We start from the raw sequence: 16,294 nt of genomic DNA on the forward strand, positions 1-16,294 counted from the left end.
CCGCCAGTGCGCGCGCGCCGGCCATGCCAGCCCGCCCGCTCCGGCACTGGCGGCGCAGATCGACGCGGCCTTCGCGGCGCTGGCCTCGTCGGCGCACGGCAGCCCCCGCACGGCGCTGGCGGCACTGGCCACCCTGCGGCTGGCCCTGTACCCGCCTACCGAAGGAGAGCCCCATGCACGCCACTGAGTTCGACCTGTACGGTGTCTTCGTGCCGGCCACCGTGGTGTGGATGCTGGCCGCGTTCGCGGTGACCGCCGGCGTGCGCGCCGTGCTCGCCCGGATCGGCTTCTACCGCATCGTCTGGCACCGGTCCTTGTTCAATTTCTCGCTCTATATCCTCGTACTGGGCGCGCTCGTCGCGCTCGTCTGGCAGGCCCCATCATGATTCGCAAGCTTTCGCTGCTCGGCCCCGTTGCGGTGACCTTGGCGGCCGCGGTCGCCGCGGCGCTGACCGCCTGGCATTTGTGGCAGTACTACACCGAGGCGCCCTGGACCCGCGACGGCCATGTGCGCGCAGAAGTGATCCAGGTCGCGCCGGATGTCTCTGGCCTGGTCACGGCCGTGCTCGTCGGCGACAACGCCCGGGTTCAACGCGGCCAGGTCCTGTTCGTGGTGGACCAGGAGCGCTTCAGCCTGGCCCTGAAACAGGCCCAGGCCGAGGCCGCATCGGCGCGCGCCGCGCTGGAGCTGGGCCGGCGCCAGGCGGCGAACGCGGCCGCCGTGGCCGCCGCGCAGGCGCGCATCGACGAAGCCGATGCCGCGGTGGACGTGGCCAGGCTCAACCTGGCCCGCTGCCGCGTGACCAGCCCGGTCGACGGTCATGCCAGCGACCGCCTGCCGCGCGTCGGCGACTTTGCCACCCGCGGCAAGCCGGCCCTGTCGGTGGTGGCCAGCGGCTCGCAGTACGTGGAGGGCTATTTCGAGGAAACCAAGCTGCCCGCGATCCGCGTCGGCAGCGCCGCCGAGGTGCACATCATGGGCCAGCGCACTCCCTTGCGCGGACATGTGCAGAGCATTGCGCCCGGCATCGAGGACCAGGACCGCGCCATCGGGCCCAACATGCTGCCCAGCGTCAACCCGACCTTCAACTGGGTGCGCCTGGCGCAGCGCATACCGGTGCGTATCGCGCTGGACCAGGTGCCGGCCGGGGCCCACCTGATCGCCGGCCAGACCGCGACGGTGCGCATCCGGGCGCCGCGCGAATGAGGCGCCCGACGCAGCCATACCGGCCCCGCCGCAACTGTTCTGCTTCCGCTCCTGCAGATTTGTACGCCTGCCGGGCGGCCATCGGTCCCTACCATGGACGGCATGGCATGCGCCATGCCCTACCCCATTGCCCCCGGGAGATTCGCCATGCAAGCAGCGCTTGTGCAAGAAATGCCCGCCGCCCGTAGTCCTGAGGCGCCCGAGCCGGACCACGCATCACCCGCCTGCCGGGACCAGCTGGGCCGTCCGCTGCGCGACCTGCGGCTCTCGGTGATCGACCAATGCAACTTCCGCTGCACCTACTGCATGCCCAAGGAGCGCTTCGGGCGCGACTATCCGTTCCTGTCGCCTGAGCAGCGCCTGTCCGATGCGGAGCTGCTGCGCATCGTGCGCGCCTTTGTCGGCCTGGGCGTTGAGAAGGTGCGCCTGACCGGCGGCGAGCCGCTGCTGCGCAAGGGCATCGAGTCGCTGGTCGAACGCATTGCGGCCATGCGTACCCTGGACGGCCGCCAGGTGGAAGTGGCCATGACCACCAACGGCAGCCTGCTGACCCGCAAGGCGCGTTCGCTGCGCGACGCGGGCCTGGGCCGGGTCACGGTCAGCCTGGACAGCCTGGACGACCAGATCTTCCGCGCCATGAACGATGTCGATTTCCCGGTCGGGCGCGTGCTGGAGGGCATCGACGAGGCCATCGCGGCGGGCCTGGCACCAGTCAAGGTCAACTGCGTGGTCGAGCGCGGCACCAACGACGCGCAGGTGCTGCCGCTGGTGGAGCACTTCCGTGGCAGCGACGTCACGCTGCGCTTTATCGAATATATGGATGTGGAAGGCCCGAGCGGCTGGTCACAGTCACGCGTCGTCCCGTCCGACGAGATCCGCGGCATGGTCGAACGCGCGCATGCGCTGCTGCCGGTCACCCGGCGCGACGGCGAAACCGCCAGTAACTACCTGCTGGCGGATGGCAGCCTGAAGCTGGGCTTTATCTCCAGCGTTTCGCACCCGTTCTGCGGCGATTGCACCCGCGCACGCGTTTCGGTCGACGGCCGGTTGCACCTGTGCCTGTTCGCCACCAGTTCCGTCGACCTGCGCCAGCACCTGGGTGCCACGCGCCCGGATGAAGCCGTGGCGGACGCCGTCCGGCAAGCGTGGCAGGCCCGCGGCGACCGCTACTCAGAGCTGCGCGCTGACCGGCTGGCCAGCGGCAAGCGGCAGTACCCGACGGTGCGCATGTCGCTGGTCGGGGGCTGAGCCGCAGGCGCGGCTCCTGGTCACTCAGTCAGGATTCGGGAAAGCCTGCGCGGCAAGCTCCGCGCCGGCTGCTGTCAGGCTCGCGTGACCGCGGCCTTCCTCGTCGATCGCCACGTCCGCCAGTCCGGCGGCTTGCAGCTGCGTCAACACGCGCCGCAGCACGCTCATCGGCAGTTGTGCCCGCTTCGCGATCTTGGCGAGCGACCAGGGGCTGGCGCCGCCCTCGCGCCCAGCCTGCCACAGGGTCTGGAGCGCCGCGACCATGGCGGGATCGATGTCAGCGTCTTGCATGCTCTTCCTCTCCGCGTTCCCGGCTGCGCGCCAGCAGGTGCTGCGCGATCTTGCCCAGCGTCTGCACGGCGGACTCGATGCCGGGCGTCCATTCCGAGCTGTAGTTCAGCCGGATGCAGTTGCCGTAAGTGGCCCCGGGCGCAAACATATGCCCCGGCGCAACGGTGATGCGGTGCTCCAGGGCGGCGTGGTACATCTCCATCGCATCGATGCCCTCCGGCAGCTGCACCCACAGCACATAGCCCCCCGCGGGGCGCGACGTGGTGGTGCCGTCCGGGAAGAACCTGCGCACCGCGGCGGCCATGATGCTGGCCTGCTGCGCATAGGCCTTGCGCACCCGCCGCAGGTGGAAGTCGTAGCCGTCGTTCTTCAGGAACTCGGCGATTGCCAGTTGCGGAATCGCCGGCGTGGTCAGCGTGTTGAGGAACTTGAGCCGCTCCACCGCCTCGCGGTAGCGGCCCGGCAGCGCCCAGCCGATCCGGTAGGCATTGGTCAGCGTCTTGGAGAACGAGGAGCAGTGCAGCACGATGCCGGCCTTGTCAAACGCCTTCAATGAACTGGGATGGGCCTCGCCGTAATAGAGCTCGCCGTAGACGTCGTTCTCGATGACGGGGATGTCCTTCTCGGTCAGCATGGCCACCAGCGCGCGCTTCTTCTCATCGGGCATCTGGAAGCCGAGCGGGTTCTGGAAGTTTGGCATCACCATGCAGGCGGCCACACCCTTTTCATCGATCAGCCGCGCGAGCTCGCCGATGTCGATGCCTTCCACCGGATCGGTCGCCACCTCGATGGCGCGCATGCCCAGCCGTTCGATGGCATGGAGCATGGCATAGAAGGTTGGCGACTCCACCGCGATGGTATCGCCCGGCCTGGCCACCGCCTGCAGGCAGAGGTTGATGGCCTCGGTCGCGCCGATGGTGACGATCACCTCGTTCGGATCGATGGCGTAGCCGTTCTCCAGGTAGCGGCGCGAAATCTGCCGGATCAGCTCGGGGCTGCCGGGCGGCAGGTCGTCGAGCATGGTCCACTTGGCATAGCGGCGCGCGATATTGTTGGCGTACTGGTTGATGCGCTGCCACGGAAACAGCGAAGGGTCCGGATAGGGCGAACCGAGCGGCACGGCATCATCGGAACGGATCGAACGCAGCGTGGAAAGCACCAGCGCGCTGACATCCACCGCCGAGGGCTTGGCGCTGGGCCTGGACGGGCGCAGTTCGAACACCGGCTCGCCCGGCCGCGCGCGCACAAAGTAGCCCGACTGCGGCCGGCTTTCGATGATGCCGCGGCTCTCCAGCAAGACGTAGGCCCGGATCACCGTGGTGATGCTCATGCGGTGGTGCTGGCTGGTCTGCCGCACCGAGGGAATCCGCTCGCCGGGCAACAGCACCCCTTGTTGCACCAATGCCTCTATGTCCGCAGCCAGCTTTTCATATAGTTTCACGCTGCGCTCCCCTTCCCATGTCCCGTCCGGCCCGTTCGCCGGGCTGCCGTCAGCTGAGCCATCGATGGAGATCATAGTACGGCAGGGGCACATTTTGGAGCTGTCCGGCACATTGGGGTTCGACCCGCACAAAGCCGCTGGCCTGGCCGAGCGCCGACACCGAGGCGGCACCCTGCTGTGCATTGACCTGCACGAAACTCTCGCGGCCGCCGAGGTTGCCGATCTCGCCCACGCGCCAGAAGGCATCGCCCCGGTGCGGGCGCGTGCCGGCCAGCGCCGCCCTGACCCGGCCCACCGGCGGGAACAGCTCCGCGCGCCCCTGCAGGCGGCGCAGCAGCGGCGTCACCAGCAGCGCGAAAGTGGCATAGGCTGCCGCCGGATTGCCGGGCAGGCACACCACGGGCTTGCCGCGCAGGCGCCCCACCGTGACCGGTTTCCCAGGCTTCATGTTGACGCCATGGCAAAGCAGCTCGCCGCCCGCCGAAGCCAGCGCCGCCGCCACCAGGTCGCGCTGGCCGGCCGAGGCACCACCGGTGACCAGCACCAGGTCGGCGTCGCCGGCAAGTTCCCGCAGCATGTCGTGCAAGGCGCGCTCGTCGTCCTGCACGTGGCGGTGGCAACTGACCACCGCGCCCATCGACTGCACCAGCGACTCGAGCATCGGGCCATTGACGTCATGCACCTGGTACACGTCGCGCGGCTCGTCGTGCGCCGCCACCTCGTCGCCCGAGGTCAGGATGGCCACCTCCACCAGCCGGCAGACCGTGGCCTCTGTCAGTCCCTGCGACGCCAGCGCGGCAATATGCCCCGCATGCAGCAGGGTTCCGGCCGACAGCAACAGGTCGCCCCGGCGGGCATCCTCGCCCTTGCGCCGGATATGCTGGCCCGCCACGGGCGCGCGCGCGCAGACCACGCCCAGATAGCTCTCTTCGGCATCCTCCAGCGCGACCACGGCATCGGCGCCGGGCGGAATCACGCCGCCGGTGTAGATGCGGATGGCCTGGCCGGGCAACAGCGGCTGCGGCTGCGTGCCTGCGTAGACGACCTGCTGCAGCGGCAGGCAGGCGCCCTCACGGCAGTCTTCGCAGCGCACCGCATAACCATCCATGGCGCTGCGGTCTGCCGCGGGCGTGTCAATAACCGCGGCCACGTCGCCGGCCAGCACGCGCCCGGTCAGCAGGCCCAGCCACACGGTTTCGGTCTGCCGCACGGGCTCCGCGCACATCGCGAAGACCGCCTGCGCCTCATCAAAGTTCAGCATGCTGCGTCTCCGCGGCTGGCGTCCAATGCGGCGCCGGTATAGTCGACATAACCATCCTGGCGGCAAAAGCTGAGCAGGCGCAGACCGGCCTGCTCAGCGATGCGTATCGCCAGCGAGGTGGGTGCCGAGATCGTCGCCAGCATCTGGATATTCATGCGCGCCACCTTGCGCACCAGCTCATAGCTGGCGCGGCTGGACAGCAGCACGAAGCCGTCGTCCATCGCCACGCGCTGCATTGCCAAATGGCCGATCAGCTTGTCCAGGCCGTTGTGGCGGCCCACATCCTCGAACACATGCAGGATTTCGCCGCCCGCATCGCACCAGGCCGCGGCGTGGACGCCGCCGGTGGCCTGCATCAGCCGCTGGTGCGACGGCAGCGCCGCGACCGCGCGCTCGATCATCTCGCGCGACGGCGTCAGCCGGGTGGCCGGCTCGGGCATGCGCGCGGGCGCCAGGTCGAGCAGCTCGATGCTCTCGATGCCGCAGACGCCGCAGCCGGTGCGCCCCGCCAGCGCGCGCCGGCGGGCGCGCATGGTGGCAAAGGCGTGTTCGCTGATCTCCATCTGCACCTCGGCGCCGTGCTGGTGCACGTGCACTTCCAGGTCGTGGATCTCCGCATTGCGCCCGACGATGCCCTCGGTCAGCGAGAAGCCGACCGCGAACGCCTCCAGGTCCAGCGGCGTGGCCATCATCACGGCGTGCGAGATGCCGTTGTACACCAGCGCCACCGGGAGTTCTTCCGCCACGTTGTCCGTGGCCGGCTGCGCCACGCAGTCCTTGTGCCGCACGATGCGGCGCGCTTCATAGCCTGAGTGTTCGACCAGTTCGGTGCATTCCATGGGGGTCTCTTGAAGAAAATGAATTCAGCGCGTGCTTGCACACAGTCGGTGTGCACCCCTCTCCCCCCCCGCGGGGGGGGAGAGGGGTGCATTCACAAGGGGTAGTGGCTAGCGTTCGCGGCGGTGGTGCACGAACGCAGGATCAGCCTGCCACCGCTGCCGGCTGGCGACGGGACGGCGTCAGCAACACCGGCACCGACTTCGACGTGGGCGTGCCGCAGCCATCGCCCGTGCTTTCCAGCGGCACCAGCGGATTGGTCTCGGGGTAGTAGGCCCCCAGGCAGCCTTGCGGGATGTCGTATTCGACCAGCACGAAGTCCTCGACCTGGCGCTGCACGCCGTCGTCCCAGACACTGGTGATGTCCACGTGCTGGCCAGCCTTCAGGCCAAGCCGCGCCAGGTCAGCGGGGCTGATGAAGACCACCCGGCGCAGGCCGAACACGCCGCGGTAGCGGTCGTCCAGGCCGTAGATCGTGGTGTTGTACTGGTCGTGCGAGCGCGTCGTCATCATCACCATCAGCTTGTCGCCATACTTCTGGCGGGCCCGGCTAATGGGGGTGTCCTTGTCGATGCGGTTGACCAGGAACTGCGCCTTGCCCGACGGCGTATGCCAGACCCGGTTGCATGCCGCCGGCGTCAGGTGGAACCCGCCCGGCACCGCAACGCGCTCGTTGTAGCTCTCGAAGCCGTCGATCACCTGCTCGATGGCGTCGCGGATGCGGGCGTAGTCCTGCGCATACCAGAGCCAGTCGATCTTCTCCGAGCCCAGCGTGGCCGCGGCCATGCGCGCGACGATGGCAATCTCCGACAACAGGTGCGGCGACGCCGGCGCGTTCATGCCAAAGGAGATATGGACCATGCAGACCGAGTCCTCGACCGTCACGCCCTGCGCCACGCCGTCCTGCTGGTCGATCTCGGTGCGGCCCAGCGTCGGCAGGATCAACGACTCCTTGCCGTGCACCAGGTGGCTGCGGTTGAGCTTGGTGGCGATATTCACGGTCAGGTCGCACTGGCGCAGGGCCTCGAAGGTGCGCGGCGTATCCGGCGTGGCAGTGGAGAAATTGCCGCCCAGGCCGACGAAGACCTTGACCTTACCCTCGAGCATCGCCGAGATGGTGTGGACCACGTCATAGCCATGCTTGCGCGGCGGCTCGAAGCCAAAGGCGGCCTGCAGGCGGTCCAGGAATTCCTGCTCAGGCTTCTCTTCGATACCCACCGTGCGGTCGCCCTGCACGTTCGAATGCCCGCGCACCGGCAGCAGCCCGGCACCGGGGCGCCCGATGTTCCCGCGCATCATCATCAGGTTGGACAGGATCTGCACCGTCGGCACTGAGTGCTTATGCTGCGTCAGGCCCATGCCCCAGCAGGCGATCACGCGCTTGCCCCGCGCATAGACCTGGGTCAGCGCATCGATATCCTCCTGCGATACGCCCGACTCGGCAATGATGTCGGCCCAGCTCTCCGCGCGCAGGTCTTCGATGAAGTCGCCGAAGCCGATGGTGTGCTCGCGCACGAAATCCACGTCGATCAGGCGCTCGCGGCCGTGCCGGATGGCCTCTTGGTCGAGTTCGTCCAGGCGCTTGGCCATGCCCTTGATCAAGGCAAAGTCGCCGCCCAGCTTGGGCTGCACGAACATCGAGGCGATCTTGGTGCTGGAGCCGGTGAGCATCTCCACCGGATGCTGCGGGCTGGTGAAGCGCTCCACCCCGCGTTCGCGCAGCGGGTTGATCGAGACGATGGTGGCGCCGCGCCGCGCGCATTCGCGCAGCTCGCCCAGCATGCGCGGATGGTTGGTGGCCGCGTTGTGGCCGAACAGCAGGATGGTGTCGGCATGCTCGAAATCATCCAGCACCACGGTGGCCTTGCCCACGCCGATGGTCGGCGGCAGGCCCCGGCTGGTGGCCTCGTGGCACATGTTCGAGCAGTCGGGGAAGTTGTTGGTGCCATAGGCACGCACGAACAGCTGGTAGAGGAAGGCGGCCTCGTTGCTGGCGCGCCCCGACGTATAGAATGCGGCCTGGTTCGGATCCGGCAGCGCGCGCAGGTGGCGCCCGATCAGCGCAAAGGCCTCGTCCCAGGCGATCGCGCGGTACTTGTCGGTCTGCGCGTCATAGACCATGGGGTGCGTCAGCCGCCCGTGCTGCTCCAGCTCATAGTCCGTCTGCGCCATCAGCGACGTCACCGTGTGCTGCGCAAAGAACTCGGGGGTCACGCGCATGCTGGTGGACTCTGCGGCCACGGCCTTGACGCCGTTCTCGCAGAACTCAAAGGTGGAGGCGTGCTGCCGGTCCGGCCAGGCACAGCCGGGGCAGTCGAAGCCATCGGCCTGGTTCTGCTTGAACAGCATCTTGTACTTGCCACCGGCAACCTTCTCCTTGATCAGGTTGATGGCAACGTACTTCAGCGCACCCCAGCCGGCGGCGGGGTGGGTGTAGGGGGCGATGTGGCCTTTTTCAGGGGTCGGGGAGCTCATTGGCGTGGTGTCCTGTAACGACGGGGGCGCTGTCCGGCGGCCTGCCAGTGCTGCGGCGGGGACCGGATCGTTGCGGTGTCACCAGATTAGATTTCCCGGGTGCCCCCGGGTACATACAAAGGGGCGCTTGCCCGGGGAGCACAGTTGCTTCAGACCAGCGGGAACGCCTTCACCAGGTGGCGCAGCAAGCTGTCAGCCACCGGCGACAGGTGCCGGCCGGTCCGGGTGATGATGTGGATGCGGCTGTTGTTCAGGATGGGATTGGCCAGCGGCAATGACACCAGTTGCCTGAACTGCGGCTCCTTCAGCGCCACCGAGCGTGCCGTCATGATGTAGCCCAGCCCCATCGCTGCATATTCCCACAGCACCTTGAACGAGTTGGTGACAAGCATCGGCTTCAGGGTGACGTGCTCGTCCAGCTCCGCCGCCTGGATATGCTTGCGCACACCAAACGATTCCGTCAGCGCTGCGCCCTGGTGCTGCGCCAGGTCCGCCAGCGTCAGTGCGCGGCGCCTGCGCGCCAGCGGATGGTCCTTGTGCACATGCACGCGGATCGGCGACAGCCGTGAATAGTGCGAGCGCAGGCGCACATCGTCGGGCGGCTGAAAGACAAAGCCGATATGTGCCAGGTCCTCCAGGATATGCCGGACCGTTTCATCGGTGCCGGCCACCTGGATGCTGCAGCTCACGTCGGGATGCTTGCGCAGGAAGCCCTGCAGCACGGGCTCCAGCACCAGGTCGACGAAGCCTTCGCCAAAGACCAGCTCCACGTGGCCACGCCGGGCATTTTTCAGGTTGTTGACCTCGGCCAGGAAGGTATCGTTCAGGTCCTGCTGGCGCCGGGCAAACAGCGCCAGCAGGCGCCCGGCATCGGTGGCGACCACACCCCGCCCCCGCCGCTCCAGCAAAGTCAGCCCGGTGTCCTGCTCCAGTTTCGCCACGGCGCGGCTCACCACCGACGGGTCCAGCTCAAGCACCTCGGCCGCGCCGCGCACCGTGCCGGTCTCGATGATCTGCAGCAAGCACAGCGCCCGCTTGCGGTCCAGCATGTCTTCCATGTCTTCCTCCTCTGGCCTGCGCCGCCGCCTCGGCAGCGCGTGGATTCTTTTAATGTTGCAGATTATGCAACGTTTTGCCATCATCATTGTCATGGTTTCGGCAAGCGCCTGCGTGGAGAATGCGGTGGACGACCACGCTCCGATACCGCCATGAACCAGGCCCCGCTTGCCGATCTGCACCAATCCATCCAGACCCTGTCGCCGGAGTTCGTTGAGATCCGCCGAAAGATCCATGCGCACCCCGAACTGGCCTTTGAAGAGCGCCGGACCAGCGACCTGGTCGCCGGGCAGCTGGCGGCATGGGGCTACGAAGTGCATCGTGGCATGGGCACCACCGGTGTCGTGGGCAGGCTCAGGAAAGGGCAAGGCAGCAAGGCGCTGGGTATCCGCGCCGACATGGACGCGCTGCCGATCCAGGAAAAGACCGGCCTGGACTACGCCAGCACCATAGCCGGCAAGATGCACGCCTGCGGCCATGACGGGCACACGGCCATCCTGCTGTGCGCCGCCAGGTACCTGTCCGAATCCGCCGATTTCAATGGCACGCTCAACCTGATCTTCCAGCCGGCCGAGGAGAACGAAGGCGGTGCGCTGCGCATGCTGGAGGATGGGCTGTTCGAGCAATTCCCCTGCGACGAGATCTATGCGCTGCACAACTCCCCGGGGCTGCCGGTCGGCCAGATCGGGGTCATCGCCGGCCCTGCCATGGCCTCGTTCGACCGCGCCACGGTCACATTGCGCGGCCGCGGCGCCCATGGCGCCATGCCACATCATGGCATCGACGCGATGCAGTGCGCCGCCAGCATCGTGCTGGGACTGCAATCGATCGTCAGCCGCGAGATCGATGCGCTCAAGTCGGCGGTCATTACCGTGGGCTCCATCCAGGCCGGCACGACCTACAACGTCGTGCCCGATAGCGCAACGATCAAGATCGGCGTGCGCACGCTGGACCCGCAGGTGCGCACGCTGGTCGAAGCGCGCATCAGCGAGTTCGTTGCCGCACAGGCCCAGAGCTTCCGGCTGCAATCCGAGGTCGTCTACGAACGCAAGTACCCGGTGCTGGTCAACCACGACGCGCAGACCGAGCGCGCGCGCCAGGCCGCGATCCGGCTGGTGGGCGCGGACAACGTGGTCGAGCGCCCGCCGGTGATGGGCAGCGAGGACTTCGCCTACATGCTGGAGCACCGGCCCGGTGCCTACATCCGGCTCGGCAACGGCCTGGGCGAAGATGGTGGTTGCATGGTCCACAACCCCCTGTACGACTTCAATGACAAGGCCCTGCCTGTCGGCGCCGCATTCTGGGCGCACCTGACGCAAAGCTATCTGGTTTGAACAACTATTCTTCGGGGACATCCACCATGGCTTCACTGAACCGCCGCCGCTTCCTTCAATATGCCGGTGTTTCCGCCGGCACTTCCGTGCTGGCCAGCCTGCCGGCCTTTGCCGCAGACAACTTCCCCGCCAAGTCGCTGTCCCTGGTGGTCCCCTACCCGGCCGGTGGTGCCAGCGACACCTCTGCCCGCATCTTCGGGGAATCCATCAGCAAGAGCGTCGGGCAGCAGGTGGTCGTCGAGAACTACGGCGGCGGTACCGGGCTGATCGGCGCCAACAAGGTGCTGGGCGCACCGGCCGATGGCTACACCTTCTTCCACGGCTCAATCAACGAGGTCTTCCTGGCTCCCATGCTCAACCCGGCGGCGCGCTACAAGCCGCAGGACTTCCAGCTGGCCGCGCCCATCAGCGACGCCAACATCGTGCTGATGGTCAGGAACGGCATTGCCGTGGATACCCTGGACAAGTTCCTGGACTATGCAAAGCAAAGCAAGGGGAAACCGCTGACCTACGCCACGGTCGGCATCGACTCCATCTATCACCTCATGGGCGATGCCCTGGCTGCCCGGCTCGGCGTGCCCTTCCTGCACGTGCCGTACAAGGGCGGCGCTCCAGCGCTGCAAGGCCTTGCCGGCGGCGAGGTCGACTTTGCCATCCTGCCCTACCAATCCAGCTTCGACAGCATGCAGCAACAGGGCCGGCTGAAGGTGCTGAGCAGCTTCGCCAAGGCCCTGCCCCCGGCGCTCAAGCATATTCCGCTGATCTCGCAAAGCCGGCTGGTGCCCGACTTCGAGTACTCGATCGGCGGCGGCTACTTCGTCAGGCAGGGCACGCCCGCTAGCCGGGTGGCAGTGCTGCGCAAGGCGATTGGCGAAGCCCTGGCCAAGCCCGAGATCCGGGCCAAGCTGGAAGCCGAGGGCCGTACGGTCGCACAGCCGATCAACAGCCAGGAGCAGGCGAATCAGGTCTTCGACCAGTACCTGGGACGTGTCACGCAACTGATCCGGAACGTGGGCCGCAAGACCAACGCGTCCTGAAGCTTTGTCGCAGCACGCGGCCGGTCAGGCTGCCTTGGGTGACACACCCAGGACAAGCCGTTCCGCCAGGAAGGCCTGCATTGCCGCCCAGGACCGGCGGTCCGCCGCCGCATCATAGGCAATGCCACGTTCCGGAAGATTCGCCCCCTCGAACGTGAAGGCATGCAGGGCATGGCCATAGGCATGCAACTGCCAGTCGGCGCCAGCCCCGGTCAGCTCCCCTGCAATGCCGAGAACGTCATTCGGCGGCGCGACCGAGTCTTCCCAACCATGCAGGAGCAGGATGCTGGAAGTGATGGGTGCTTGCGGGCCGATCCGCGGCGGTTGGAGCACCCCGTGAAAGCTGACGGTAGCCAGCAGGTTCGGCGGGGCCGCCCGCGCCAGGTCCAGGGCGCACAGGCCGCCGAAGCAATACCCGAGCGCAGCCATCCGCTGCGCGTCGACCCCGGGAAACCTGGTGGCCGCATCGAACCCGGCCAGCAGGCGCCGGCGCAACAAGCGGCGATCGGCCATCATCGGGCCCATGAGATGCGCGTTGTCTCCCAGCTCGTCACCACGGACGCCCTTGCCGTACACGTCTGCGGCAAAGCAGATGTAGCCCAATGCCGCAAGCCGGTCGGCGCAGCGGCGCATCGCGGCGTTGAGTCCGCTCCATTCGTGGGCCAGCAGCATGCACGGCGTGCGTTGCGCCAGCCCGGCGGGCAGCGCTACATACCCTTCGAAGACAGTCGTGCCATCCGTGTACTCGACCAACGATCGTTCCAGCGGCAGGTTCCCAGCGTCCATAGCATTCTCCTTTCGAGCCGCCAGCATGCGGCAGGCGGGGAACGCTGTATTGAACGTTTGGGACGCCAGGTGTTGCGTCGTCAGAGATAGAAGGCCGGGGCATCGTCTGGCAGGCGTCCGAAGTACTCGGCAAGCGGCGATGGCCCGTTGCGGGCATAGTCGCCCGGCGTCTGGGCCAGGCGCCGCCGCCAGCTCCGGATCTGATGCGGCTGGTCGCTATAGCCCGACAGCGCGTCGCCCTCGCCACGCTGCACGGCCTGGATGCTGGACTGCAATCGCTCCAGGTCCATCAGCTGCTTGGGGCCAAGGCCAAGGTGCCGCTCGAACCAGCGGTTCAGCTGGCGCCGGTTGACGGCGGTCAGGCTGGCGACTTCCTGCACCTGCCGTCCCTGGCGCAGCAGCGCATGCGCGCCACTGATCGCCGCCAGTTCCGCAGGCGGCCGGATAGCCGTCATGCGCCGCAGCAACCACGCGTCCAGCTGACAGGCAATCCGCGCCGGCGTCCAGGCGGCGCTCAGGTCGGCGCTGAGCGCATGGGCCGCGCCATCCCCAAGGTATCCGGCCAGGTCCAGCAGCCGGTCCTTGCAGTCCGGCCCGACGCCGGGGAACAGCCGCGCCAGGCCCGCGCCACTCAGCATTGCCATGACGAAATAGGTGTCCGGCCATGACCGCCATTGCCGGCTGGTCGACTGGAAGCCCAGCAGCGAGACCTGCGGCACGGTCGGGCCGCCCTCCATCGCATTCGGGCGTCCGAAGTTGACCGAGAGCACCGCCCCCGGGTACGGGCAGGTCATGATCCGCCTGCCCGCGTAAACACCCGCCAGGTCCTGGACGAACCAGTAGCCGTTGACGTAGGGCGCCAGGGCGGCGCAAGGAGCAATCACCTCGAACATGGCGGACGTGTCGTGGCATGGCGGGAACAGGACAGCCGTACCTTTATCACAAAGCGCGCCGCCGCGGCGCCCACCGTCGACTAGCGCCGGTGGTCGAAGCGCCGCGCCAGCCGTTCGCCGGCAAACTGCACCAGCGTGACCAGCGCCACCAGGATCGCGATCACGTGGAACATCACGGCGGTTTCGTAGCGTTCGTAGCCATAGCGGATCGCCAGGTCGCCCAGCCCGCCGGCGCCGACCGCGCCCGCCATCGCCGACGAACCGATCATGGCGATCACGGTCACGGTGGCGCCGCCGATGATCGCGGGCATCGCCTCCGGCAGCAGCACGTGGCGCACGATATGCCAGCGGCGGCATCCCATGGCCCGGGCCGCCTCGACGAGCCCCTGGTCGATCTCATTGAGCGCAACCTGCGAGATGCGCGCGAAGAACGGTATCAGGTGGGCGCTCAGCGGCACCACCGCCGCCCAAGTGCCCATGGTGGTGCCGACGATCATGCGCGTGACCGGCAGCATCGCGACCAGCAGGATGATGAAGGGAATCGAGCGGAACATGTTCACCAGCACCGACAAGGTCCGGTGCAGCCGCGGCCGCGGCGCCAGGCCGCCGGGAGCGGTCACGGTGAGCACGAGGGCCAGCGCCATGCCGGCGGCGAACACCACGGCGCACGCGCTGGCGGTCATCAGCAGGGTCTCGCCCAGTGCCTTGAAATACTTGTCAGCCATTGGCAGCAGCACGATGTGCAGTCTCCTGTCTGGTTGTGTCCGGCACGGCGGCCATGCGGTGCCGCAATGGCCGCAGCAGCGCGATGGTGGCTTCCGCGTGCGGTTCGGCAAACACCTTCCAGACGGGGCCATGCTCGATGACGTGGCCGTGGTCGAGCACCAGCACGCGGTCGCAGGCTTCACTGATCACCGCCATGTCGTGCGTGATCAGCACCACGGTCAGCCCCAGCCGCTGGTTGATGTCGCGCAGCAGCGTCAGGATCTGCTCAGTAGTCTCCGGGTCCAGCGCGGAAGTTGCCTCATCGCACAACAGGATCTCGGGCCGGTGCACCAGTGCACGGGCAATGCCCACGCGCTGCTTCTGCCCGCCTGAGAGCATCGCGGGATAGGCGCGCGCCTTGTCGGTCAGCCCTACCAGGTCCAGCAGTTCCATCACACGGACCGCGATCTCGTGGCGCGGCACGCCCGCCACGCGCAGCGGCAGCGCAACGTTGTCGAACACGGTCTTGGCCGACAGCAGGTTGAAGTGCTGGAAGATCATCCCGATCCGGCGCCGCAGCGCCACCAGGCCGTTCTCGTCCAGCAGGCCGATATCGGTGCCGTCAATGCTGACGTGGCCGGTGTCGGGGCGCTCCAGCATGTTGATGGTGCGCAGCAGCGTCGACTTGCCGGCGCCGCTGCGGCCGATGATGCCGAAGCGCTCGCCGCGGCCTATGGTGAAGGAAATATCGGCCAGCGCGGCGGCGCTTGCCCCCGCGTAGGTCTTGCCGATCCCCGCGAATACGATATGCGGCCCGGGTTCGCGCAACGGTAGGACAGCGTGCATGCTGGCTCGTCAGAAGGCAGGGATCACGGAACCCTGGTATTTGGTCTGGATGAACTTGCGCACCTCGTCGGACTGATAGGCCTTGACCAGCCGCGCGACCCACGGCGCGCCCTTGTCCTTCTCGCGCACGGCAATCACGTTCACGTACGGGTTGTGCTCCTTCTTTTCCACCGCGATGCCGTCGCGCGTGGCGATCAGGCCGGCCTGGTACGCAAAGGTATTGACGATGGCGGCCGCATCGACGTCTGGCAGCGCGCGCGGCAGCACCACCGAGGCGCTTTCCACGAACTCCAGCTTCTTCGGGTTGGCCGTGATGTCGGCCAGCGACGCCGTGCCGGTATAGGGATCGAAGCCATCCTTGAGCTTGACCAGCCCGTGGTCACGCAGGATCACCAGCGCGCGCGTCTGGTTGCTCGGGTCGTTCGGGATGCCGATGCGCGCGCCGTTGGGCAGCGCCTCCAGCGACTTGACCTTGCGCGAATAGAAGGCGATCGGCGAGATCAGCGTATCGCCGACATTGACGATCTTGTAGCCCCGCTGCCGGACCTGGTCGCGCAAGAACGGGATGTGCTGGAAGGCATTGGCATCGAGGTCGCCATTGTTGAGGGCCTCGTTGGGGCTGGCGGTGCCGGTGATGACGATGGTCTGCACCTTCAGCCCCTGCTTGTCGGCAACGCGCGTCACCACTTCCCAGATCTCTTCGTCGACCCCACCGCGCACGCCGACCTTGAGTGGCCGGTCGCTGGCTTGCGCGTGGGCGGTGCCGATGGAGAGCGTGGCAAGCGCCGTCAGCGCGGCGAGTGCGAGGGTGGCAAGGAAAGGGCGTCGTGTCATGGCAGGCTGGGCAGTGATAAGGAAGCACCAGTCTAAGAAACGC

Annotated in this window: 18 protein-coding genes; 7 read left to right on the plus strand and 11 right to left on the minus strand. The window is 67.4% G+C overall.

The features are described 5' to 3' along the window. The 4 genes from CF68_RS25745 to moaA form a co-directional block, all read left to right on the plus strand. Positions 1 to 187 (plus strand): hypothetical protein (locus tag CF68_RS25745; protein ID WP_035824376.1); only part of this gene is annotated, 187 nt, incomplete at its 5' end. Next, entirely contained in the window at positions 174 to 386 is a 213-nt protein-coding gene (locus CF68_RS25750) for a DUF1656 domain-containing protein (protein ID WP_035824379.1), read from the plus strand. The genes CF68_RS25745 and CF68_RS25750, both read left to right, overlap by 14 nt. Further along, positions 383 to 1,207, plus strand: a complete 825-nt coding sequence (locus tag CF68_RS25755; protein ID WP_035824383.1) for an HlyD family secretion protein — start codon at positions 383 to 385, stop codon at positions 1,205 to 1,207. Before CF68_RS25750 ends, CF68_RS25755 begins: the two co-directional genes overlap by 4 nt. 147 nt (positions 1,208 to 1,354) lie before the next feature. Further along, complete coding sequence (gene moaA / locus CF68_RS25760) at positions 1,355 to 2,455, plus strand: GTP 3',8-cyclase MoaA (RefSeq protein WP_035824384.1); 1,101 nt, start codon at positions 1,355 to 1,357, stop codon at positions 2,453 to 2,455. 24 nt (positions 2,456 to 2,479) lie between these two features. Here moaA and CF68_RS25765 read toward each other — a convergent pair whose 3' ends face one another. The 6 genes from CF68_RS25765 to CF68_RS25790 form a co-directional block, all read right to left on the minus strand. Next, on the minus strand, positions 2,480 to 2,746 hold the full coding sequence (locus tag CF68_RS25765) for an Rrf2 family transcriptional regulator (protein WP_035824386.1): 267 nt from the start codon (positions 2,744 to 2,746) through the stop codon (positions 2,480 to 2,482). After that, complete coding sequence (locus tag CF68_RS25770) at positions 2,733 to 4,187, minus strand: PLP-dependent aminotransferase family protein (protein ID WP_035824388.1); 1,455 nt, start codon at positions 4,185 to 4,187, stop codon at positions 2,733 to 2,735. The genes CF68_RS25765 and CF68_RS25770 overlap by 14 nt, the downstream gene beginning before the upstream one ends. A 49-nt stretch (positions 4,188 to 4,236) precedes the next feature. Continuing rightward, positions 4,237 to 5,448, minus strand: a complete 1,212-nt coding sequence (locus CF68_RS25775) for a molybdopterin molybdotransferase MoeA (protein ID WP_035824392.1) — start codon at positions 5,446 to 5,448, stop codon at positions 4,237 to 4,239. Continuing rightward, positions 5,442 to 6,287 (minus strand): formate dehydrogenase accessory sulfurtransferase FdhD, encoded by an 846-nt coding sequence (fdhD, locus tag CF68_RS25780; RefSeq protein WP_035824394.1) that lies wholly within the window; start codon positions 6,285 to 6,287, stop codon positions 5,442 to 5,444. Before fdhD ends, CF68_RS25775 begins: the two co-directional genes overlap by 7 nt. 142 nt (positions 6,288 to 6,429) lie before the next feature. After that, positions 6,430 to 8,760, minus strand: coding sequence for an FdhF/YdeP family oxidoreductase (locus CF68_RS25785; RefSeq protein WP_035824399.1), 2,331 nt, complete (start codon positions 8,758 to 8,760; stop codon positions 6,430 to 6,432). A 149-nt stretch (positions 8,761 to 8,909) separates the two neighbouring features. Next, on the minus strand, positions 8,910 to 9,818 hold the full coding sequence (locus CF68_RS25790; RefSeq protein ID WP_035824402.1) for a LysR family transcriptional regulator: 909 nt from the start codon (positions 9,816 to 9,818) through the stop codon (positions 8,910 to 8,912). On the opposite strand from CF68_RS25790, the gene CF68_RS37535 reads away from it, so the two are divergent. From CF68_RS37535 to CF68_RS25800, 3 genes are read left to right on the plus strand one after another with little or no spacing between them, the layout of a single operon-like run. Further along, positions 9,817 to 9,972: a hypothetical protein gene (locus CF68_RS37535; RefSeq protein ID WP_161786874.1), complete on the plus strand. Its 156-nt coding sequence runs from the start codon at positions 9,817 to 9,819 to the stop codon at positions 9,970 to 9,972. The two genes, CF68_RS25790 and CF68_RS37535, sit on opposite strands and share 2 nt — an antisense overlap. After that, entirely contained in the window at positions 9,969 to 11,150 is a 1,182-nt protein-coding gene (locus CF68_RS25795; protein ID WP_035824404.1) for a M20 aminoacylase family protein, read from the plus strand. The genes CF68_RS37535 and CF68_RS25795 overlap by 4 nt, the downstream gene beginning before the upstream one ends. Before the next feature lie 26 nt (positions 11,151 to 11,176). Further along, entirely contained in the window at positions 11,177 to 12,187 is a 1,011-nt protein-coding gene (locus tag CF68_RS25800; protein WP_035824405.1) for a tripartite tricarboxylate transporter substrate binding protein, read from the plus strand. A gap of 24 nt (positions 12,188 to 12,211) precedes the next feature. Here CF68_RS25800 and CF68_RS25805 read toward each other — a convergent pair whose 3' ends face one another. From CF68_RS25805 to CF68_RS25825, 5 genes are all read right to left on the minus strand, one after another. Further along, positions 12,212 to 12,973 carry a dienelactone hydrolase family protein gene (locus CF68_RS25805; RefSeq protein ID WP_035824406.1) on the minus strand — a complete coding sequence of 254 codons (762 nt, stop codon included), beginning with the start codon at positions 12,971 to 12,973 and terminating at the stop codon, positions 12,212 to 12,214. A gap of 80 nt (positions 12,974 to 13,053) precedes the next feature. After that, positions 13,054 to 13,866 carry a helix-turn-helix domain-containing protein gene (locus CF68_RS25810; RefSeq protein ID WP_035824407.1) on the minus strand — a complete coding sequence of 271 codons (813 nt, stop codon included), beginning with the start codon at positions 13,864 to 13,866 and terminating at the stop codon, positions 13,054 to 13,056. 80 nt (positions 13,867 to 13,946) lie between these two features. Then, positions 13,947 to 14,603: a methionine ABC transporter permease gene (locus CF68_RS25815; protein ID WP_035824414.1), complete on the minus strand. Its 657-nt coding sequence runs from the start codon at positions 14,601 to 14,603 to the stop codon at positions 13,947 to 13,949. Further along, entirely contained in the window at positions 14,584 to 15,417 is an 834-nt protein-coding gene (locus CF68_RS25820; RefSeq protein ID WP_035824417.1) for a methionine ABC transporter ATP-binding protein, read from the minus strand. The genes CF68_RS25815 and CF68_RS25820 overlap by 20 nt, the downstream gene beginning before the upstream one ends. 9 nt (positions 15,418 to 15,426) lie before the next feature. Then, on the minus strand, positions 15,427 to 16,251 hold the full coding sequence (locus CF68_RS25825; RefSeq protein WP_035824419.1) for a MetQ/NlpA family ABC transporter substrate-binding protein: 825 nt from the start codon (positions 16,249 to 16,251) through the stop codon (positions 15,427 to 15,429). Positions 16,252 to 16,294: the final 43 nt, after the last annotated feature.

The organism is Cupriavidus sp. SK-4 (assembly GCF_000611125.1).
Classification (GTDB): Bacteria; Pseudomonadota; Gammaproteobacteria; order Burkholderiales; family Burkholderiaceae; genus Cupriavidus; species Cupriavidus necator.